This window comes from Ensifer sp. (genome assembly GCF_035999185.1).
In the GTDB taxonomy this organism is placed as follows: Bacteria; Pseudomonadota; Alphaproteobacteria; order Rhizobiales; family Rhizobiaceae; genus Ensifer.
Genome location: NZ_DASYHB010000140.1, coordinates 88536 through 108246, shown reverse-complemented (window position 1 = coordinate 108246; position 19711 = coordinate 88536). Strand labels below are relative to the sequence as shown.

19 protein-coding genes and 1 pseudogene are annotated in these 19711 nt (G+C 59.7%); 8 read left to right on the top strand and 12 right to left on the bottom strand.

Annotation, left to right across the window (positions count from 1 at the left end):
• Positions 1-263: 263 nt before the first annotated feature.
• From VGO04_RS18330 to VGO04_RS18320, 3 genes are all read right to left on the bottom strand, one after another.
• Positions 264-800: a 2'-5' RNA ligase family protein gene (locus tag VGO04_RS18330; RefSeq protein WP_327497397.1), complete on the bottom strand. Its 537-nt coding sequence runs from the start codon at positions 798-800 to the stop codon at positions 264-266.
• Between the two features lie 181 nt (positions 801-981).
• Complete coding sequence (locus tag VGO04_RS18325; protein ID WP_327497396.1) at positions 982-1221, bottom strand: aldehyde dehydrogenase family protein; 240 nt, start codon at positions 1219-1221, stop codon at positions 982-984.
• A 20-nt stretch (positions 1222-1241) separates the two neighbouring features.
• Positions 1242-1358, bottom strand: a complete 117-nt coding sequence (locus VGO04_RS18320) for an aldehyde dehydrogenase family protein (protein WP_327497395.1) — start codon at positions 1356-1358, stop codon at positions 1242-1244.
• Positions 1359-1480: 122 nt separating this feature from the next.
• Here VGO04_RS18320 and VGO04_RS18315 point away from each other — a divergent pair, with 122 nt between their 5' ends.
• Both VGO04_RS18315 and VGO04_RS18310 read left to right on the top strand, forming a co-directional pair.
• Positions 1481-1720, top strand: a complete 240-nt coding sequence (locus tag VGO04_RS18315; RefSeq protein WP_327497394.1) for a type II toxin-antitoxin system ParD family antitoxin — start codon at positions 1481-1483, stop codon at positions 1718-1720.
• A 2-nt stretch (positions 1721-1722) separates the two neighbouring features.
• Positions 1723-2047 (top strand): annotated as a pseudogene (locus VGO04_RS18310) (type II toxin-antitoxin system RelE/ParE family toxin).
• A 277-nt stretch (positions 2048-2324) separates the two neighbouring features.
• Here VGO04_RS18310 and VGO04_RS18305 read toward each other — a convergent pair.
• From VGO04_RS18305 to VGO04_RS18270, 8 genes are all read right to left on the bottom strand, one after another.
• Complete coding sequence (locus tag VGO04_RS18305; RefSeq protein WP_327497393.1) at positions 2325-3242, bottom strand: LysR family transcriptional regulator; 918 nt, start codon at positions 3240-3242, stop codon at positions 2325-2327.
• A gap of 205 nt (positions 3243-3447) precedes the next feature.
• The gene (locus tag VGO04_RS18300) at positions 3448-4113 is read right to left on the bottom strand and encodes an RraA family protein (protein WP_275026023.1); all 666 of its coding nucleotides are present in this window, start codon (positions 4111-4113) and stop codon (positions 3448-3450) included.
• A 12-nt stretch (positions 4114-4125) separates the two neighbouring features.
• Complete coding sequence (locus VGO04_RS18295; RefSeq protein ID WP_327497392.1) at positions 4126-4947, bottom strand: carbon-nitrogen hydrolase family protein; 822 nt, start codon at positions 4945-4947, stop codon at positions 4126-4128.
• Between the two features lie 26 nt (positions 4948-4973).
• Positions 4974-5708 carry an HpcH/HpaI aldolase family protein gene (locus VGO04_RS18290; protein WP_327497391.1) on the bottom strand — a complete coding sequence of 245 codons (735 nt, stop codon included), beginning with the start codon at positions 5706-5708 and terminating at the stop codon, positions 4974-4976.
• Between the two features lie 26 nt (positions 5709-5734).
• Entirely contained in the window at positions 5735-6526 is a 792-nt protein-coding gene (locus VGO04_RS18285; protein WP_327497390.1) for an ABC transporter permease, read from the bottom strand.
• Positions 6527-6540: 14 nt separating this feature from the next.
• Positions 6541-7431: an ABC transporter permease gene (locus VGO04_RS18280; RefSeq protein ID WP_327497389.1), complete on the bottom strand. Its 891-nt coding sequence runs from the start codon at positions 7429-7431 to the stop codon at positions 6541-6543.
• A gap of 3 nt (positions 7432-7434) precedes the next feature.
• The gene (locus VGO04_RS18275) at positions 7435-8568 is read right to left on the bottom strand and encodes an ABC transporter ATP-binding protein (RefSeq protein WP_327497388.1); all 1134 of its coding nucleotides are present in this window, start codon (positions 8566-8568) and stop codon (positions 7435-7437) included.
• A gap of 161 nt (positions 8569-8729) precedes the next feature.
• Positions 8730-9794, bottom strand: a complete 1065-nt coding sequence (locus tag VGO04_RS18270; protein ID WP_327497387.1) for an extracellular solute-binding protein — start codon at positions 9792-9794, stop codon at positions 8730-8732.
• A 393-nt stretch (positions 9795-10187) separates the two neighbouring features.
• On the opposite strand from VGO04_RS18270, the gene VGO04_RS18265 reads away from it, so the two are divergent.
• The 3 genes from VGO04_RS18265 (at position 10188) to VGO04_RS18255 (ending at position 13483) form a co-directional block, all read left to right on the top strand.
• Positions 10188-10922: an SDR family oxidoreductase gene (locus VGO04_RS18265; RefSeq protein WP_327497386.1), complete on the top strand. Its 735-nt coding sequence runs from the start codon at positions 10188-10190 to the stop codon at positions 10920-10922.
• A gap of 135 nt (positions 10923-11057) precedes the next feature.
• Positions 11058-12128 (top strand): phosphotransferase, encoded by a 1071-nt coding sequence (locus VGO04_RS18260; RefSeq protein ID WP_327497385.1) that lies wholly within the window; start codon positions 11058-11060, stop codon positions 12126-12128.
• A gap of 41 nt (positions 12129-12169) precedes the next feature.
• The gene (locus tag VGO04_RS18255) at positions 12170-13483 is read left to right on the top strand and encodes an aspartate aminotransferase family protein (RefSeq protein ID WP_327497413.1); all 1314 of its coding nucleotides are present in this window, start codon (positions 12170-12172) and stop codon (positions 13481-13483) included.
• A 260-nt stretch (positions 13484-13743) separates the two neighbouring features.
• Here VGO04_RS18255 and VGO04_RS18250 read toward each other — a convergent pair whose 3' ends face one another.
• Complete coding sequence (locus tag VGO04_RS18250) at positions 13744-14511, bottom strand: HugZ family protein (protein ID WP_327497384.1); 768 nt, start codon at positions 14509-14511, stop codon at positions 13744-13746.
• Between the two features lie 335 nt (positions 14512-14846).
• Here VGO04_RS18250 and VGO04_RS18245 point away from each other — a divergent pair, with 335 nt between their 5' ends.
• The 3 genes from VGO04_RS18245 to VGO04_RS18235 are packed head-to-tail and all read left to right on the top strand — an operon-like array spanning position 14847 to position 19697.
• Positions 14847-17174 carry a TonB-dependent hemoglobin/transferrin/lactoferrin family receptor gene (locus VGO04_RS18245; RefSeq protein ID WP_327497383.1) on the top strand — a complete coding sequence of 776 codons (2328 nt, stop codon included), beginning with the start codon at positions 14847-14849 and terminating at the stop codon, positions 17172-17174.
• A gap of 60 nt (positions 17175-17234) precedes the next feature.
• Positions 17235-18932 carry an ABC transporter ATP-binding protein/permease gene (locus VGO04_RS18240; protein WP_327497382.1) on the top strand — a complete coding sequence of 566 codons (1698 nt, stop codon included), beginning with the start codon at positions 17235-17237 and terminating at the stop codon, positions 18930-18932.
• A gap of 51 nt (positions 18933-18983) precedes the next feature.
• Positions 18984-19697 carry a hypothetical protein gene (locus VGO04_RS18235; protein WP_327497381.1) on the top strand — a complete coding sequence of 238 codons (714 nt, stop codon included), beginning with the start codon at positions 18984-18986 and terminating at the stop codon, positions 19695-19697.
• The last annotated feature ends 14 nt before the right edge of the window (positions 19698-19711 follow it).

The window sequence follows — 19711 nt, the reverse complement described above, 5'->3', positions numbered from 1 at the left end:
CATTGATCTGTGAACGGCGGTTTCACATGGCTCGTTGGTGTTTTCGGATAGTAACCGCAGTCGGGCGTCCAACAAAGCGAAGATGGATTGTGATGCTAGGGTCGATCTACTCTAAGGGCGAAGTAGGAAGGCCCTGCCGTGCGGGACTATCGTTTTCCTCCACGACCGTGATGCGACATCTAGATCTCTGGTGCGGTCCGACCAGGAGTTGCGTAGCTGTCGAATGGTCCGCGCTTGCGCTCGGCATCGGAGCCGAGCCGGCGTTATGGCGCCTCAGAGCGAGCGGACTCCGTTGTAAAACTGACCGTCCGTTCGAGCTGCCAAGGCCCGCCCATGTACATCCAGAGATCCAGGCCTTCCAGCATCACCGATCGTGGCTCGAAATCGTGTGTCAGTTGCTGATGCAGAGTATCTGCGACTGACCGCGAAACCTTGTTTTGCACGGTGATATGGGGCTGCCACCTCTGCAAGTCCTGCCCACCCAGCCATGGCGTGAAAGCAGATCTCAAGTCTCGATAGAGCTGATCGAGCGCAAGACTGATGATCGTGAACGCGACGCCCGAACCAAGATGGCGAACACCGGCAACCTCAGCTCGGATCTGGCCACGCTTCCCGGCCGCCGCCTGCAGCGCTTCGACGATCCGCTCGCAGTATTCGCCCGGCAGCCGATGAAACATCGTAAGGTGTGCCGTAAGGAAGTTTCGATCCGGCGGAAAATGCGCCGTCCGAAGGCGATCGAACGTCTCAAGGTCTGTTTTCTCGATCCGGGCGGTGAGAATAAGCGGCTTGCGGGTCTTCAATCCAAAAATCCTGTCGGTTCTGGGTACACTACGTGCATAAGTGCGGAGCCAGACTGCCTAGCGGGTGTTTTTCATCTGATGTCGGCGACTGACAGCACTGTTCTGCGGCTTGCCGGATGCCCGCAAAGCAAAATGAGCCGCTCAACTGCGGCCCAATCGTGGCAGGGCGATGCGCGGGGCGTCAATAAGCGACGAGCACCATTTTCTGGTTCACCAATTCTTTGATGCCCGCGCCCGCGAGCTCGCGACTGTAGCCGGATCGCTTGACCCCTCCGAACGGGAGTTCCTGTCCGGTGAAGGAGGATGTATTGATCCAGACCGAGCCCATCACGACCTGAGAAGCGAGGGAGTTTGCACGCTCAACGTTTGCCGTGAAAATCGCCCCGGATAGACCGAAACTCGTGTCATTCGCGATCCTCACAATGTCGTCATCGCATTTGATCACAGCACCTGTGCAACGGGACCGAAGAACTCCTCGAAGTAGGCCAAGTTGTCCCTCGTAACATGGGTGAGGATCATCGGTTCATAGTATCCGCCAGGCCGACGGTTCCGCGACATGGGACTGTCTAACGCTGACATCGCGCCGTGGGCGGTGGCGATCAAGAGTGAGGATTGCAGTATCCTGTGAGAATGAGGGGAGGTGAATTGCCAAATTTTGCCAAGCGGGATATCTTAGCTTCATGAGCACGATGAACATTTCCCTTCCGGACTATCTGAAGAGTTTCGTCGATGAACAAGTCGCCGGGCGGGGCTACGGCACGAGCAGCGAATACATTCGCGAGCTGATCCGTCGAGATCAAGATCGCCTCAAATTGCGCGACTTGTTGCTTGACGGTGCTTCCTCAGCGCAAACTGCTCCGGCCGATGCAGATTACTTCACAGGGTTACGCGATCGGGCTTGTGGCCGGCGGAGCAAGTGAAAATCAAGCCAGTTATTCTACGTGAGTTGGCACGCACAGATGCGGAGGCGGCCGTCGACTTTTATGTACGTGAGGCGGGAGCGGACGTCGCCTTAGGATTCGTCGACGCTCTTCAAGCGGCTTACGATTTGATCGCGAGGCATCCGGAATCGGGAGCCTTGCGGTATGCGTACGAACTGGGATTGCCTGACCTGAGGAACGTCTATCTGAAGAGATATCCCTATCTCGTTTTCTATCGCGTGCAGGTCGACCACATCGACGTTTGGCGTGTGCTTCATGCCAAAGGGGATATTTCCGCAATGGATGCAGGGACCGGATAGCCACTGATCTTTCGAAGACTCATCGTTGGAAGTTGCCAGTGCCTGAGGGTTGCCCCCACCGAGGCTAAAGATGCGCCATCGATATCTACGCCTCCTCCGTCCTAAAACTCATATTATTCCGAGTGATAGCGGCGATGGGATTTTAGAACAGTGCCCGCGGCTCGTCGGCGGCATCGCGATAACGGCCTGGTGGATGATCGGGCGCCCGTGACCGTTATGTGAATGAAAGGCTGGGTGCACGATCGACCGGCAGTCAACTCGAAGCAAAGCCTTGGCGAATTTCCTTACCGGTGAACCGCGAGCGCATTGTCGTAGAGGGAACAGAATTCTGCTGCCACATCGGACGCGATCGACGCGATCAGCGGGGACAGTCGCGACGAGGGCGTGTCGAGATAGACCGCGAAATAGTCGGTGGCCGGGAACGGGTGACGCACGTTCAGGACCTTTAGCGTGCCGAGACGCAATTCGTTCTGGATAACGATTGGCGGCAGGACTGAGATGCCGATACCGGCTGCGATCATGCTGATCGTCGTGGCCAGCGAGTTGGAATAATGTACCACGCCCTGGCCGAAGGAATTGGCCGGTAGGTATTCGACCATTCGCCTGTGGGCCTGGGTTCCAATTTCATAGGAGATGATTGGGTTCAGCATCAGCTCCGCCCGGCTGATCGCCTCGTCGTCGGTTGGAAAGGCGCCGTTGGCGATCCAGAACATGCCGAAAGTACAGAGATCGACGATCCGGTACTTCTCGATCTGCGAACCGTGGAAACCGAGGATGATGTCGAGTTCCCTCTTTTCCAGCTTGGAGAGGATCGTCTGCGACGCGTCGGTGGTCACCGCGACACGGACGCGTGGAAACCGTTGCCGGAGCGTGGCCATGATGCCGGGCAGTATGGCCAGAGCCATTGCAGGCACGAGGCCAATGCGTACGGTTCCCTCTACCGTCTCAGGTGGCGCCACGTCGCTGACCAGGCGATTGTAACGCGCGATAATGTCGCGTGCGCCTGAAACGAATGAGCGTCCCTCGCGGGTCAGGTGCACGTCACGTGTATCGCGCTCAAAAAGCCGGATACCAAGTTCCTGTTCCATGGCGGAAATGCGATTGGAAATGGCCGCTGGCGTGATGTTCATGCGGTCTGCAGTAGCGCGAAAACTGCGCAACTCGGCCAACCACACAACCGTTTCCAGGAATCGAATATTCATCGCGTGAACGCGCCTCACCCTTATTACGACCGCTCTCGCGTATTTCACGCATAAATTGTCGTAAGCTGTTGTTTTATACAGACTATGTTCCCGGTTGCCACGTTACACCGTGAAGGCGATATGACAACGCCGGGTCGGCAAGGATTGCGCACGCATGGCAAAAAGGTCCGGACAGAAACGCCCGGACCTCGGTTGTTGGATCGTGTCAGGCGAGCTTGGCCAGGACCTTCGCGCTCGCGCCGGTCATTTCGCCAAGTTTCTGAACCTTGTCCCGAACGCTGGCTTCACGCTTCTTGCCCGATTCCTGTCGTTTCAGCGCCTCCTCTGACACGGCCCGGACTTCATCGCGCGGAATGACCAGCACGCCGCTTTCATCGGCAAGGATGGCATCGCCGGGCATTACGACGGCGCCGCCGCAACTGATCGGAATGTTGAAGCCACCCCCGAGATCGTAGAGACGCGTGGTGATCGGCGAGAGGCCGCGCGACCACATCGGGAAATCAGATTCCTGGATTTCAGTGAGGTCGGTGCAAGGCCCGTCGACGATGCCGGCAACCGCACCCGCCGCCTTGGCGGCAACGGTGACACCACCACCCCAGCACGCGTATTTGTCGTCACCCAAACGATCCACAACGAGGATGTCGCCTGGACGCAACTGGCCGGTGGCGTGGTGAAGAAGGGTGGAATCCGGCCCGGCTATGGCGAGCGTCACGGCCGTTCCGACCACGCGGCGGCCGGGAAGAAGCGGTTGGATCTGCCGGTCCATGAAGCCGAGCAGGCGCCAGTGACCGACCGTCGCCGTCTCGACGCCACTGAGGACGTCAAGGTCGTCCTGAGGTATCTGCTCCGGCATGTCTTTGATGACGTACATGGGGTTATCTCCTTAAGCGCAGGCGAGGCGCCGGTGCTGTGTCATGGGGATCAGGTTGCGTACCCGCTTGATTTCCCTGGCGTCGATGCGTGCCGTGACAAAGCCGACCGGATCCGACGCGCGGGCAATCGTGTGCCCCCAGGGATCGCAGACCAGCGAATGTCCATAGCAGGCGCGCTTCTCACCGTTGACCGTCACGCTGCCGGTCTGGCCGCACGCAACGAAATATGTCTGGGTTTCGATGGCGCGAGCCCGGGCCAGCACCTCCCAATGGTCCTTTCCGGTCTGCAGCGTGAAAGCGGCGGGCAGGACGATGATGTCGCAACCGGCCCGTTCGAGTTGCAGGAAGAGTTCGAAGAAGCGGATGTCGTAGCAGATGGCGCAACCGATCTTCATACCGTCGATCTCGTAGGTGACGATGTCGTCGCCCGGCTTGACGGTGGCCGATTCCTTGTAGGCTGTGCCATCCGGCGCAACGATGTCGAACATATGGATCTTGCGGTAGGCGGCGACTTCCTTGCCTTCGCGGTCGAACACGAAGGAGGTGTTGTAGATGCGGTTCTCGCCCTCGACCTTTTCCATGATCGTGCCGGCATGGACAAAGACCTTGTTCGCGCGTGCGAAATCCTGTGCCATCGTGTAGGCGGCGCCCCCGGCCGGTTCTGCCAGCGCCAGCTTCTCTTCAGTCGAGGTGCCGTACACTTCGAAATATTCCGGCAGCACGATGAGGTCCGGCTGATCGGTCTTCATCGCATCGGCCATCAGATCGCGGGTGACCTTCAGGTTGGCAGCCCGGTCATTCTGCGGGTTGGTTTGGATAAGGCTGATTTTCATGGCTTTTCTCCGAATGTCGGTCGCGATCAGGCGACCACCTTTTCCTGCTTGAGTGCGTTGATGGTGGACATGATGCCGGCGCGCAGCGCCATGTTTTGGGTGGCAACGACCAGCAATTCGGCACCTTCCTCGAGGGCGAAGGTGCGCTCAGCCGGGGTCCAGGCGGGCATGATCCAGGTCTTGCCGGCCTCACGGGCCGCCTTGGCGATCCGGGAAAGATCCTTGCGATCCTCGTCGTTGAAGGCGTAGGCGCCGCGGCCGCGGGCAAGTGCCAGATCGGACGGTCCTGGAAAGAGGCCGTCGACCGTGTCGAGCGCGATGATCTTCTCGACATCGGCAAGGCTCTCTGCCGTCTCGATCATCGCGTAGCACCTGGTGCGCCTGTTTTCCTTTTCGAAGGCGTCCGACGACGGACGGGCGTAGCCGAACACCCGGCCACCAGCATAGGATCGGATACCGAGCAGCGGATATTTCGCTGCCTTGGTGACCTCTTGGGCGTGGTCAACACCGAGAATGTGCGGAAGGATCACGCCGTCCGAACCAAAATCCAGTGCCTGCTGGATGGCTTCGGTCGTTGGCGCAATGACCTTGGTCAGTGTCGGGATGCCAAGCGATTTGGAAAAGGCGAGAAACTGGTCGAGCGTTGCGAGATCGAAGGTGCCGTGCTCGAGTTCGATGACAAGTTGGCTAACGCCGCAGGTCTTTGCGATTTCCAGGAAGCCGAAATGCGGCTGCGACATCCAGAGCGCAATATTGTCCATTTCAGTAGTCTCCATTTCAAAAGTCGTTACTTGCCGATGGTCCTGGAAAGGCCAAGCGTGCGTTCGATGACGAAGATGATGAGTAGGGTGGCGGCGACGAGGACAACGGACACGGCGGCCGTCATCGGGTCGGTCTGGCTTTCGACATAGTCGAATATCTCCACCGGCAGGGTCCGCAGACGTGGACCGGTGATGAAAAGAGAGATGACGACCTCGTCGAAGGACAGCAGGAAGGAGAGGGCGGCACTGGCGATGAAGCCCGGCATCATCATCGGCAAGGTGATGCGGCGCACGACAGTGAACGGTGCGGCGCCCAGCATGGTTGCTGCATCCTCGACCGATGGCGGCAGGGTGGAAAACGCCGTCAGCATGATGCGGATCACGTAAGGCGTGGTGATGATCAGATGGGCAATGATGAGCCCCGTATAAGTGCCGAGCAGACGTGCCTGGACGAAGACCAGAAGGATGGCGAGGCCAAGCACGATCGAGGGCAAGAGCAGCGGTGCGGTGAACAGGTTCAGGACCAATTCGCGCCCGAAGAAACGCCGGCGGCGGATCGCAAAGGCAGCAGGGACGCCAGCCGCAAGACTAAGCACGGTGACCGTGACGGCGATCGTGAGGCTGATCCCCAGAGCATTGATGAAGCCGCTATGGGAGAACATCGCCCCATACCACCGAAACCCCCAGCTCTCCGGCGGGAAAGTGATGTAGCTGTCGTTGCTGAAGGACAGCGGCAGCACAATCAGGATGGGAGCAAGCAGGAAGAGATAGATGCAGGCGACGAGGAGCCGGAAGGGAATGCTCATTTGGCCGATCATGGCGGTGTTACTCCTTAATCGAAGCGCTTGACGACGCGGGAATAGACCGCAAGCGCAAGGCCGAAGATGATGAGCACGATGACGGAGATTGCAGCGGCGGTCGGCCATTCGAGCTGGATGACGGCCTGGTCGTAGATCTCGGTTGCAAGCAGGAACACTCGGCCGCCGCCCAGGAGCTTCGGGGTGATGAACGAGCTGATGGAAAGGACGAAGCAGAGCAGGCAGCCAAGCGCGATGCCGGGCGCCGTCAGCGGCAGGATCACGCGACGAAAACGCGTCCAGCTATTGGCGCCGAGCGAGGCGGCAGCTTCCTCGTAGACATTTTCGAGGCGGCCGAAACCAGCGATCAACGACAGTGCCATGTAGGGGATGAGGACTTCGACCATGCCGATGAAGACCCCAAGCGTGTTGTTGGTCAAGCGCAGCGGACTGTCGATGACGCCGGACGACATCAAAATACCGTTGACGACGCCCTGGTCGCCGAGAATGACCATCCAGCCATAGGTTCGCACCACGCTGCTGACGAGCAGCGGAGACACCGTGATGACGAAGAGCATATTGCGCCATTTCGGTGAAACGCGATGCAGGAACAACGCGATCGGATAGGCGCAGCACAGCGTGATCAGCGTCACGCCGAAACCGAGCAAAAGCGAGTTGGCGACCAGCTCGAAGCTGAAACTGTCGGTAAAGAAATTGGCGTAGTTTTCGAGCGTGTAGTTGTTGGTCAGCACGCCGCCACTTCGGCTTTCGATGAAGGAGATCATGCCCAGTCTGATGACGGGCAGGATGAAGGCAATGAAATTGATGACCGCCATCGGCAGAAGCAGCGCAATCAGCAGGAAGGGAAACGTCTTCCGGCGGGTCGGCGCATCGGCGATCGCTATGGGTGAGATGATCGCTGCCATGGTTCAGCTCCCGAAAACCTGCATGTCCTGCGGCTTCCACTCACAGAGAAGCTTTTCTCCGTTCTGAAAACTGTGGCCGGCGCTTGCGGTGTGCACTTCGGTGGTCAGCACATTGCCGCCGATATCGACGTCGTACTGCACAACATCACCGATATAGGTGACACGCACCACCCGGCCGTGGGTGGAGTTGGTGGCGATGCTGATAAGGCTGCGGTCGCGGCTCGGTGTCAGGCTGATCCGATGAGGGCGGATGGCAGCTTTCGCCTTGCCAGACGTCAGGTTGCGCGTGTTGCAGGGGTAGACGGAAGCGCCGATGCGTACACGGTCGAGTGCTTCGATCTCGCAATCAAGAACGTTGGTACGACCGACGAAATCGGCGACGAAAAGGTCGGCCGGGCGCTCGTAGATATCTTCCGGCGTGCCGAGTTGGGCGAGCTTGCCGCGATGCATGACGCCGACGAGGTCGCACATGGTCAGCGCTTCCACCTGGTCGTGGGTGACAAACACGGTGGTGATCTGCAAGCGTTGCTGGATTTCGCGGATCTCGATGCGCATGTCGTCGCGCAGCTTGGCATCGAGGTTGGAAAGCGGCTCGTCCAGAAGAAGAAGGCGCGGACGGATGACCAGGGCCCGGGCAAGGGCTACGCGCTGCTGTTGCCCGCCAGACATTTCCTTGGGCTTGCGGTCGCCAAAACCTGGCAACCTCACCATTTCCAGCGCTTCCTCAACGCGGTGGCGCGCTTCGCGCCGCGAAACGCCACGCATCTCCAGCCCAAAGGCGACGTTTTGCGCCACGGTCATATGGGGAAAGAGTGCGTAGTTCTGGAAAACCAGGCCGATATCGCGCTTGTGCGGCGGTTCGTGAGAAATATCGTCGCCGTCGACCGAGATGTTGCCCTTGGTTATGTCAAGCAGGCCGGCGATCATGCGCAGCGTCGTGGACTTGCCGCAACCGGACGGGCCGAGGAGGCCGAGCAGCTTGCCCTTCGGCACGTCGATGTCGAGGTCGTCGACGGCCATGTAATCGACGCCGTAGCGCTTGGTCACGCCCTTGAGCTTGAGAAACGTCGGGTCGTCGGCGGAAGCAGCAACAGGTTCGTCGTCCTGTGCATCGTGGCGCAGTTCTTGAGTGTGCATATCATCACCATGTGCGAATTGAGGTCGGCGTAGGTGACGGGAAGCGGTTCCCGTCACAACGGCGCGCGTGCGCGGTCAAGCGTCAATGGCGCCTGCAGCAGGGGCGACCTGTCAAATGAGATCGCCTGGTTCCGAGCCCGATCCGACCCGGATCCCAACCCTTAGCGGCCGGCAGGAATGATCTTGCGGCGCCACGGCTGCAGGATGTCTTCGCGCATCTCGCCGATCGTCATCCAGTCGACCGCGATGAGTTTTTCGCGTTGGGCCGGGTCCAACATCGGGATGCGCTTGGCGGTGGCTTCATCCACCTCGGCTTTCTTATTGGTCGGCGCGTAGAACATGGCTTTGGCGAAGGCCGCCTGGGCTTCCGGACCGATGGCGTAGTTTATGAATGTCTGCGTCGCTTCAGCTTCGGACGCCTTTTCGATTGCGCTGATCACGTTGATCTGGGAGGCAGTACCTTCGGCTGGGCCGACGGAGCTCACGCGGCCTTCGGTCTGGTCGAAATAGAACTGAGAGCGAGCGTTCCAACCGATCGAGACCGTCGCCGTGCCGTTGGCGACAAGTGTATAGGCGTCGGGCTTCGGCTCCCACGTCTGTACGCGCGGTGCGAGCTCGATCAGTTTGTCGACACCGGGGTCGATCGTCTCCTTGTAGTCTTCTTGACCTGCGAGGCGATTGGCGATGATTGTCAGCAGGATCGCCTGGATATCGCCGCCACCTTGTGCCGGCAGAATGACTTTTCCGTCCTGCTTTTCATCCCAGAGCGTTTCCCAGCTCGTTGGCGCCGTCGGGAAAGTCTCGGTGTTGTAGATCAGCGTCAGAGTATCGTAGGTGAGGGGAATTGCAGATCCCCCAAGATCCTTGCCGATATCGTCGACGTCGGCATAATTCGGGATCTTCGACGTGTCGAGGTCGGCAACAAGTCCTTCCTCCTTGGCGATCTTTGCGACGGACAGGTCATAGATGACTGCATTGACCTGAGGCGCGTCCCGTTGTGCGCGCATATTGCCGAGAGAGGTGGCGGCGTTCTGGACGCCGTAGTAGTTCACCTTGATATCGGGGTGGGCCTTCATGAAGGGCTGGACGACCGCCTTCATGTAGTTTTCTTCAAAAGGGCCGCGGTAGCCCATAACGGTGATTTCCGCGGCGCTTGCATAAGCTCCCGACAGCATCGTCGCTGCGAAAAGCGTAGCTGAAAGGACTTTCATGGAAATGCGTTTCATATCGGTATTCCCCTTTCGCCTTTAGGCCTTGCTTGTTGTTGAGAAGACGATATGCAGCCCTCCGAAAGGGGTCCAACGACTAAATTCTACCGATTGTTCAAGAATTCTTTTCGAGGCAAGCGTCATCGTTAGCGGTTAATTTGTGCTAAGAAGCAGCTGCAAGAAGATACGTTATTCTTTCGATGTCCGGATGTTAACGGATTTAAGGAAAATTGTTCCTCACTTGGTGCGAAATGGGGCTGGATTGCTAGACGCGCAAAAAGTGCGCAATTTCATATTGCAGCACCTTATACGTGTGATGGCTCGTGACTGGTCCAAGAAAGGTCTTGAGAAGGCAAGGTCGCGCGATAGCATGAGAGCATCAGTCTTGATTGCCCCCGCTTGGAGTGCCCCATGACCCTCAACTACATGCTTCTCACAGGCGCCAGTCGCGGTATTGGCCACGCAACTGTGAAGCTTTTCCAGGAAAACGGCTGGCGGATATTGACGGTGTCGCGCCAGCCATTTTCCGAACAATGCCGCTGGCCCTCCGCGCGCGAAAGCCACATACAGGCAGATCTTGAAGATCTCGAAGGCATTGACGCCCTGGCTGCGGCGGTGCGCGAGCGTCTGCCAGACGGCAAGCTCGCAGCGCTCGTCAACAACGCCGGCATCTCGCCGAAGGGGCCTGGAGGATCGCGTCTTGGCGTCGCTGACACTGACGCGTCCACCTGGACCCGTGTCCTTAACGTCAACATTGTTTCGACGGCGTTGCTGGCGCGTGCGCTCTTGCCGGAACTGAAAGCGGCGCAGGGGTCGATCGTGAATGTCACGTCGATTGTCGGCTCTCGCGTCCATCCATTCGCAGGCGTGGCTTATGCCGCGTCGAAAGCGGGACTGGCTGCGCTGACGCGCGAACTCGCCCATGAATTCGGGCCGCTCGGTATCCGTGCCAACGCAATCGCGCCGGGAGAGATCGATACCGCCATCCTGTCACCCGGAACAGAAGAACTGGTAAAGTCTCAAGTGCCGTTGAACCGGCTGGGCACGACACGCGAAGTGGCGCAAACGATCTATTTCCTGTGCACGGAAGCTTCCTCTTACATCAACGGTGCGGAGATTCACATCAACGGTGGTCAGCACGTCTGATGTCAGCATCGCCGGCATTTCCGGGCGGAGACGTGAATTCGTTGCCACCCTTTAACGACTTGCGCTCTGCCCATTGGCTAGCGATTTCGATCGCCAGTGTCGGGTTCGCGCGACTGGCAAGGAAAGTGAAACGCGATGTCCGGAATGACGACGAATGCTGCTGAGCGCATGCTTGGTGCCGAACTGGAGACGAGTGCGGTTGCGGTGCCGCCCGATCAAGCAGAGCAGATAGCCCGTGACTACTACGGGCTCATTGGCCGGGCCGAATGGCTGTGGGGAGAAAAGGACAGCAACTATCGCCTGACGCTTGAGGATGGAACCGCTTATCTCCTTAAAATCCTCAACCCCGCGGAGGATCCGCTCGTGACCAGCATGCACAGCGAGGCGCTCTTGCATGTTCAAGCGATGGACCCTGGCATCCCCGTCCAGCGCATCATCCGCACCCGTGACGGAGCCGCCGATTTCCGGTTTGTCGCCGACGACGGTGACACGCGTGGTGTGCGAATGGTCACTTTCGTGCCCGGAATTTCACAGCGCACCGCGCCGAATTCTCCGCTTCAGCGCCGGAAAGTCGGTGCTCTTCTCGGGCGGATGCAGAAGGCGCTGAAGAGCTTTACCCACGCGGCCGCATCTCACAGGATAACCTGGGACATGAAACATGCCGGCGGCACGCGCGATCTGATGCCGGCATTCGCGGATCCGCGCGAGAGGGCGCGGCTCGAAAGGTCGATCGACGAATTCGAGGCTGAGATCGTGCCCGTGATGCGCTCGCTGCCGGCGCAGGTGATCCACAACGATTTCAACATGGAGAACATCCTGGTTGACCCCGCGCGGCCGCAGGACATTACCGGCATCATCGACTTCGGCGATATGGTCCACGCGCCCATTGTCTTCGACGTGGGCGTGGCAGCCGCCTACCAGATCGGCGCCGAGCACGATCCGGTGCAGGCGATGTGCGACCTCATCGCGGGATACAGCGGCGAGTGCGTTCTTTCCGATGCGGAAATCGCACTCGTCTACACTGCGGCGGTGATGCGACTGGTGATGCGGCTCGCGATTCCTCAGTGGCGGGCACGACTGTTTCCCGAGCATGCAGCGCGCTTCACGATCCGCAGCGCCAGCGTTTGGGAACAACTGGCGCGGCTTGACGCCATTCCAAAGGAAAGCGCAATCGAACGACTGCGTGCAGCCACCCGACAAGGATAAAAAGCATGAACAAGTCCCTTTCAGGCAGGCCCGCTGCCACCATGATCAACGGCTTCGATGCGACCCGACTGGAGAGCCTTCCGGCGCGCGAGCGCAAGATGATCGAGCGACGCCAGACCCTTCTCGGGCCGTCCTATCGGTTGTTTTACGATAAGCCGGTCCACATCGTCCGCGCCGAAGGCGTCTGGCTCTATGGCCCCGATGGGGAGGCTTATCTCGATGCCTACAACAACGTGCCGTCGGTCGGGCACTGCCATCCTCATGTAGTCGATGCCATCGCCCGTCAGGCCGCGCAGCTCAATACCCATACCCGCTATCTCGGCGAGCAAATTCTCGACTATTCCGAGCGGCTGCTCGCGACGTTTCCGGTCGAGCTCAATCGCGTGATGTACACCTGTACCGGCAGCGAGGCGGTGGACTTGGCGCTGCGGCTGGCGCGATATTACACCGGCGGGACCGGTGTGATCATCACCGAGAATGCCTATCACGGCGTCACGACAGCTGCCGCAGAAATCTCACCCTCGCTCGGGCCGAACATGCCGCTTGGGCAACATGTCGTGACAGTGCCCGCACCCGACACGTATCGCGCCAACGGGCAAGATGTCGGTAGTGCGCTCGCCGAAGATGTATCGAAAGCGATCACGCTCATGAGACGCCGCGGCATTACGCCTGCTGCCTTCATCGCCGACGGCATATTCTCAACGGACGGCATCTTCCCCGATCCGCCCGGTTTTCTGCAGCCGGTCCTTGAGGTGTTGCATGCGGCGGGCGCTCTTTACATCGCTGACGAAGTGCAGCCGGGTTTTGGACGCATGGGCTCGCATATGTGGGGCTTCATGCGCCATGGCATCATTCCTGACCTCGTCGTCATGGGTAAGCCGATGGGCAACGGCATGCCGATCGCTGCGGCCGTCATGAAGTCGGAAATCCAGGAGCGCTTCGGGCAGGACATCCGTTACTTCAACACTTTCGGCGCCAACAACGTCTCGATTGCTGCTGCCTCGGCGGTGCTCGATGCCATTGAGGGTGAAGAACTGATGCACAATGCGCAAGATTGCGGTAGCTACTTGCTCGCCGGCATGCGGCGCCTCCAGGACGAATTCGCTTCGATCGGTGATGTCAGGGGAGGCGGCTTGTTTCTCGGGATGGAGTTCGTGAAAGATCGTGCAACCCGCGAACCGGATGGGCAATTGTCGCTCAAGGTCGTCAACGGCTTGAGAGAGCGACGCGTATTAATCAGCGCGGCAGGCAAGCACGGCAATATCCTCAAAATCAGACCGCCCCTGCCATTCTCGAGAGAGAATGCTGATGTATTCCTGTCCGCCTTGAGAGACGTGCTGTCTGACATTGGGTAAAGCTCCCGGGCGGAAGCGCCTTGTTCTCGTCCGGTGACAAACACGCTTCGCAGTGTCGTGCGCACTCGCCAAAGGGCACCGCGTTTGGCTATTGGGGCGGTGTGAGGGATCGTGCAGGACTGGCGTCGCCTGAACGGCCAATCTACATGAAACAGCTGCCTGCCGAGTGAAGAGTGCTCCTGATTTGTGCTTCTTGGTGTGGCATAATGTATTGACCGGAACATGAATCGCGGCCGGTAGTCACTTAGCCAGACTTGAGATCAAAGTGGACGAAAGGGCCGAGCCAGTGCATCCGCAAGGGCGTGCGGAGTTTCTACGCGCTCGGAGAACCACAGTCGTGCGGCGGAGCCGGGAGACGTGAGGTCCATGCCCTGCGGATCGATGCCGGTGACGCGCCACCTCTCCTGTTTTGCCCCGGCTTCGTGCACAAGACGGGCAACCAGGTCAGGTCGTGCATTCATCCTTTCGATTTCGTCGAACTCGGCAGCCATCAGTTCTTCTGCACCGCTGAGGTCGGTCAAGAGCTCGTCGACCGATACCTGCGACGCACTGCGGGCAGGGCCCCCACTGAGATGGAGTGCTTCGACGGTCATTCGGCACAGCATGGCGTCGCCAAGGCCAAGATAGATCTTGGATTTGGGAAACCGGGCCAGGTATCGACGATTGGCCCGCTCGTGTTCGGCGCGTCCGATCGGCTCGGCGCGGCCGACCAGCGTGAGACGCGGATGGGCAAGGAGATCCCCCTTCAGAGGGGACAGCGTCAATGACGCCCGCTGGTCTTCCAGGATATTGCGCGCATGGAGTGCAAGCCCGGCGGTGAAAAAGAGGGGGGTGCCGTCCGGCTCCATCGCGAGGTTGGTAAAGGTCGCGTAAGGATACCCGCTGCCAGGGTCGAGCGTGGCGAGAGCCGCGACTCTTGCCGTGCGTAACAGGTTTCGTGCGACATTGACCGCATCGAAGTCTGTGCCCAGACGGGCATCGATCTCAATGCCGCGTGGCGTAATCGGAGTTGCTAGCGTGCTCGTCATGGATGTCTCCCGTTCCCCTTGTGTTGACTCCCACCTAAACCACCGCGTTGCGGCTGCATATATCGGAAGTTTCATTCCTGGGTTGCTGATTCGGCGCTTGTTTTTCGACGACGCCTCTCTAGACTAGAAAGCATTGGGCAAAAGGGAGCCGTTCCTGTTGCCGTCCCAATACCTCCCATTTCCGCCGTTTTTCGTCGCCCTTCAGGCGGCGCTAAATCGTCGTCTTTTAAACACCCATAAAATTTGAGTGTTTTTATCATGTTTGAACTTGATTCTTTGACTCAAGTTTAATTACAAGGCGCCCGTTGATTTTGTTTTGATCCCGGGGGCTGGGTATGACGAAAGCTTTGAGCGAAGTGGTAACCGGACGAGGTTTGGGGCAACGCCTCGTCTGCTCGACGGCAATCTTCCTGTTGCTGACGACGAGTGTGGGCGCGCAAGACGCACAGGAAAAAACGAAGCGCGTGACGCCAGAGGCGGTCGAGCCGACCGCGCTTGAACGGATCGTCGTTACCTCGACCCGCCAACCGAAGAAGGTGCTCGACGTCCCGCAATCGATCTCCGTGATCACCCGGGAAGACATCGTGGATCACAACGTCCGCGATATCCAGGACCTCGTCCGTTATGAGCCGGGTGTCAGCGTCGATCGGCGAACCTCGATCACCAATCCCTGGGGGCAGCTCAACGGCTTCTCCATTCGCGGCATGAGCGGCAACCGCGTCCAATTGACGGTCGATGGATCGAGGGTTCAGGAGGGAATCACTGACGGCAGCCGTGACTTCTTCGATATGAGCAACTTCAAGGCCGTCGAAATCGTTCGCGGGCCCAACTCGGTACTCTGGGGTGCCGACGCATTGGGCGGTGCCGTGATGTTCCGCACGCTCGATCCGTCGGATCTGCTTACCGATCCGACGAAACCCTGGGCGCTTGAAGTCAGCACGAGCTTCGACAGCCTTGACAAAAGCTGGCGCAAGCAGGTGACGGGCGCCTACGATTTCGGCGACATTCAGGTGCTTGGCAGCTACGGACAAGTCTCTGCGCAGGAGGCCGAATTCAGCAAGGCGCGCGCCGATGGCGGCATCTGGGGTTGCTCACGGCGCACGATTGGATGTGACCAGCTTTTCCCCGCGGACACGGACGTCAACAACGCGCTGGCCAAGGTCGTCTGGACGCCGGACGCCGAGCACACGTTCAAGCTGACCGGCGAACTGTTCGGCCGCGACACCGATATCCTGCAGCTCTACGAAATGGGTGCCTCGACCACGGGTGTTCCGACCACAACATCCTATCTAAACGACCACTATGCGCGCGATCTCGAAATGAGCCGCAAGCGCATAGCGCTCGAACATGATTGGCAGGTGGGCGCCGCATGGCTCGACAGCGTGAACTGGAACCTCTCCTGGTCGCCGCAGAAGCGCGTGACCGACAGCCGCCAGCGTCGCGTCTACTCCAACCGCTACCAGGTGCACGATCAGTACCGCGACTACAGCGAGGAATTCTTCGAGGCCGACATTCAGCTGCAGTCGTCCTTCGATCTGGGATCGACCCGTCACACGTTGACCTACGGTTTCGACGGCGATCGGACGAAGGGCGACTATGCCGGTATCAACCGGACTTACAATTCGTTGACCGGAACAACGACGACGCAGGTCAATCAGGGCTTCAGCTTCCCGCGGGTGACGACGGAACGTGCCGACTTCTATCTGCAGGACAGCATCGAGTTCCTCGACGGTCAGTTGACCGTCAATCCGGGCGTGCGCCTGGCTCACTACTCGATCGACCCGACGGGTGACGCCTCGTATCCGGGCTTGCCGGGTTTCCGCCCGGAGAAGCAGGACAAGACGGAGCTCCTGAAACGCGTGGGGGCGATCTACAAGTTCGACGACACCTACTCGGCCTACGCCTCCTATGGCGAAGGCTTCAAGATGCCGACCTCGGCGCAGCTGTTCCAGTCGAGCAGCGATCCCTTCAGCGGCTCCTATCTCGTTCCCAATGCCAGCCTGAAGCCGGAGTCGGTCGACAGCTACGAAATCGGCTTCCGCGGCGAGCTCGACCGCGGCTACTTCACCGTCGCGACGTTCTATGCCGACTACTCGAACTTCATCCGCAGCCTGCAGCCGGTCAACATCGTTGCGCCGGGCGGCATACCCGTCGTTGGCTTTACGTCAAACAACGTCGAAGACGTCAAGCTTTGGGGAATCGAGTTCGGCGGCGAATACGAGGTCCTCGACAATACGTTCGCGTCGGCCAACGTCACCTGGACCAAAGGGCGGCAGCGCGTGTCCTCCGGCGCGGCAACGACCGCCTTCGATGGCGCAACCCCGCTCACTGCGGTTCTCGGCCTGAGGCACGAACTTCCCGACTATGGACTCCAGTTCGAACTCTTCGGAACGTTTGCCGCTGGCCGCACGGAAGTAAGCGATCCGGCCGATTTTCTGCCGACTGGTTATGCCGTGTTTGACGCGTACACCAAATGGCAGCCGCGCGAGAACCTCGAAGTGACTGCCGGGATTCAGAACATCTTCGACCGCCGCTACTTCCCGAACACGATGGGTTCGTTCGACCGCGTTCCCTCATCCGTCGCTACGGCGAACGTCAACCCGCTTGAATTGCAGACGGCCCCGGGCCGCACCTTCAAGCTCGGCGCCACGGTTCGCTTCTAGCCCTGAACTGACGTGGGCGCGCGGTGCGCGTCCACGTCCCTCAACTTCACGGACCCAGACATGCTGAAGCTTGCCGGACAATTCCAGCGCCTGATCGCCATTTGCGTCCGCCATCCCGGTGGCAAGGCGGATCTGGCCCTGCTGAGCATCGTCATCGCCTTGACGCTTGGCAGCGTCTACGCGAGTGTGCGCCTCATCGAATGGACCGGCGCATTCTATTCAGCGATCGAGAAGATCGACGGCCCGGCAATCCTTGCGCAGATCGGCGTTTTTGCCGTGATCGTCGGCCTGAATTCAGCCAGACATCTGCTGGCCGAGTACCTGCGTAAGATCCTCGAAATTCGCTGGCGACAGGCGCTGACCGAAAAGGCAATCGCGCTCTGGACTAAGGACAAGGCCTATTGGCACATGGCCAATGCCGCTGGCGATCGCATCGACAATCCCGACCAGCGCATTGCCGAGGATTGCCGCCTTTTCGTGCGCGGCATGCTGAGCGAGGCGCTCGATCTCATATCGCGTGTCGTCGGGCTGTTCTCCTTCGTTGCCGTGTTGTGGGCGCTTGCAAGTTTTCCGTTGAGCCTGGCGCCGCTCGGCATTGATATCGAGATACCGCATTACATGGTCTGGGCCGCCTTTCTTTATGTCGCCATCAGCAGCGTGGTGACGCATCTGCTCGGCAGGCCCTTGAAGCCGCTTTTCGCTCAGCAGCAACATCGCGAGGCGGACTTTCGCTATGCCATGGCGCGCTGGCGGAGCAACTTTGACGAAGTGGCGCTTGCGGGCGGCGAGGCGGCGGAGGTTCGGGTCTTCAGGCAGCGGTTCGGCGACTTGGCGCAGAACTGGCGACGGCTGATCCGCCGCGAGCTCGTGCTCGGCAGCTTCACCTATCCGTTCAACCACTCCGTTCTGCGCATACCCCTGTTCGTCGCCTTGCCGGGTTACATCGCCGGCCACGTCGCCTTCGGTGGGCTGATGCAGCTCAGCAACGCCTTTTCGCAGGTGGTGACGACGCTGTCGTGGTTCATCTTTTCCTATCGCGACCTCGCGGATCTGGTGGCAACCGCAGCGCGCCTGGATGACTTCATGGAAAATGCGCGTTGCCGTGCGGAAACGCCATCCGCCATCGTCCATTCAGATCGGGCGGAAGGTCTGCGATTGAAAGGACTGAGCCTTCGAACACCGGATCATCGTCACTTGCTCAACATTCCCGAGTTCTCGGTGCGGCCCGGCGAATGCGTGTGGTTGAAGGGCGCGTCCGGTATCGGGAAGTCCACCCTGATGAAGGCCATCGCCGGCTACTGGCCGTATGGTGAGGGAGAGGTCGATCGTGCGCGCGACGGTTGGATGTTTATGCCGCAAACCTCTTACTTGCCGCTCGGCTCGCTGGAGGAGGCCGTCGCCTATCCGGTGCGCGCGGATGACATCGGGTCGGGGTCGATCAAGGCTCTCCTGGTGGAGGTTGGGCTGGCGCACCGCCTTGACGACGGTGATAATCCGGTCGCCGAGGCCGGTTTGTCGGGTGGCGAAAGACAGCGCCTGGCGTTTGCGCGTCTGCTTGCGCATGCGCCGCGTTGGGTGATGCTGGACGAGGCGACGAGCGCGCTCGACGCGTCGGCCGAAATGCAATTGCTTCGACGCGTTCGCGACCGCCTTCCCGAAACCGCTTTCATCGTCATCGCGCACCGTCCGCCGCAGGCGCTCGGCGACTTCACAACCATCGACCTGGATCTGGCGCGCCACGACGCTGCCGCGGCCTGAATACCGCGTGCCCGCGCTATCACGCATCGAAAACACGAAAGGACAACAACGATGACCGAACAAGCGACACGCCGCATCCTGCGTGAACCCGTCGACCGCGTCCTCGGGAAACTGCCGCTGGTCGGCAGGCTGATGATCATCGGCAAGCGCAACGGCGTTACCCACGAGAGGATCGGGCCGGTTGAAACGGTGGTCGTGGAGGATGGATTGATGTTCTGTCGAGGCGCCAACCACGACAGCAGGATAAACCCGGCGCTGGTGGCGAGTATTGTCGCCGACACGTCGAGCGTGATGCAGGGACAGGTCTATCCGCGCCTGGATTTTAACGACGAACAGGGTGAGCCCGTTTTCAGCGTCGTCGGTTTCGATGGTCTCGATCCGTTTGAGGCGGCGCTCGACGGCCTTCGCCTGGAGACGGCGGAGGGAGACGGCGCCAAGCCGGAGCGTCCTGAGCGGCCCGATGTCGCTGAGAACGATCCTGGACTGAAGCCGTTCAACCTGGCGCTCGAAACGGCGCGGCCTGTCGCCATCGCCTTTACAGGTCCCGGCTTCGATCAATCCTGGTCGGGTATCGTCGAGAAGGTAAAGCCGGCGATGGGGTTCATCAATGTGATGACGTCGGACTTCCATTTGCACTTGCTCGGCGGTGCGGTCGCCTCTTGGGTGGAGCGCGAGGAAAGCGACGCGACCACCTTTGACGCTCTTGACGCGCAGAAAGAGGAAATCGGCCTCAGCGTGCGCCTTGCTGCCGCCGCATCGAACTGAGGGGGCAGATCCAT

Coding starts and splice junctions, on each gene's coding strand:
- VGO04_RS18320 (WP_327497395.1), bottom strand. CDS start 1,358: ATGTCGCGGAACCGTCGGCCTGGCGGATACTATGAACCGATGATCCTC.
- VGO04_RS18315 (WP_327497394.1), top strand. CDS start 1,481: ATGAGCACGATGAACATTTCCCTTCCGGACTATCTGAAGAGTTTCGTC.
- VGO04_RS18305 (WP_327497393.1), bottom strand. CDS start 3,242: ATGAATATTCGATTCCTGGAAACGGTTGTGTGGTTGGCCGAGTTGCGC.
- VGO04_RS18300 (WP_275026023.1), bottom strand. CDS start 4,113: ATGTACGTCATCAAAGACATGCCGGAGCAGATACCTCAGGACGACCTT.
- VGO04_RS18295 (WP_327497392.1), bottom strand. CDS start 4,947: ATGAAAATCAGCCTTATCCAAACCAACCCGCAGAATGACCGGGCTGCC.
- VGO04_RS18290 (WP_327497391.1), bottom strand. CDS start 5,708: ATGGACAATATTGCGCTCTGGATGTCGCAGCCGCATTTCGGCTTCCTG.
- VGO04_RS18285 (WP_327497390.1), bottom strand. CDS start 6,526: ATGATCGGCCAAATGAGCATTCCCTTCCGGCTCCTCGTCGCCTGCATC.
- VGO04_RS18280 (WP_327497389.1), bottom strand. CDS start 7,431: ATGGCAGCGATCATCTCACCCATAGCGATCGCCGATGCGCCGACCCGC.
- VGO04_RS18275 (WP_327497388.1), bottom strand. CDS start 8,568: ATGCACACTCAAGAACTGCGCCACGATGCACAGGACGACGAACCTGTT.
- VGO04_RS18270 (WP_327497387.1), bottom strand. CDS start 9,794: ATGAAACGCATTTCCATGAAAGTCCTTTCAGCTACGCTTTTCGCAGCG.
- VGO04_RS18265 (WP_327497386.1), top strand. CDS start 10,188: ATGACCCTCAACTACATGCTTCTCACAGGCGCCAGTCGCGGTATTGGC.
- VGO04_RS18260 (WP_327497385.1), top strand. CDS start 11,058: ATGTCCGGAATGACGACGAATGCTGCTGAGCGCATGCTTGGTGCCGAA.
- VGO04_RS18255 (WP_327497413.1), top strand. CDS start 12,170: ATGATCAACGGCTTCGATGCGACCCGACTGGAGAGCCTTCCGGCGCGC.
- VGO04_RS18250 (WP_327497384.1), bottom strand. CDS start 14,511: ATGACGAGCACGCTAGCAACTCCGATTACGCCACGCGGCATTGAGATC.
- VGO04_RS18245 (WP_327497383.1), top strand. CDS start 14,847: ATGACGAAAGCTTTGAGCGAAGTGGTAACCGGACGAGGTTTGGGGCAA.
- VGO04_RS18240 (WP_327497382.1), top strand. CDS start 17,235: ATGCTGAAGCTTGCCGGACAATTCCAGCGCCTGATCGCCATTTGCGTC.
- VGO04_RS18235 (WP_327497381.1), top strand. CDS start 18,984: ATGACCGAACAAGCGACACGCCGCATCCTGCGTGAACCCGTCGACCGC.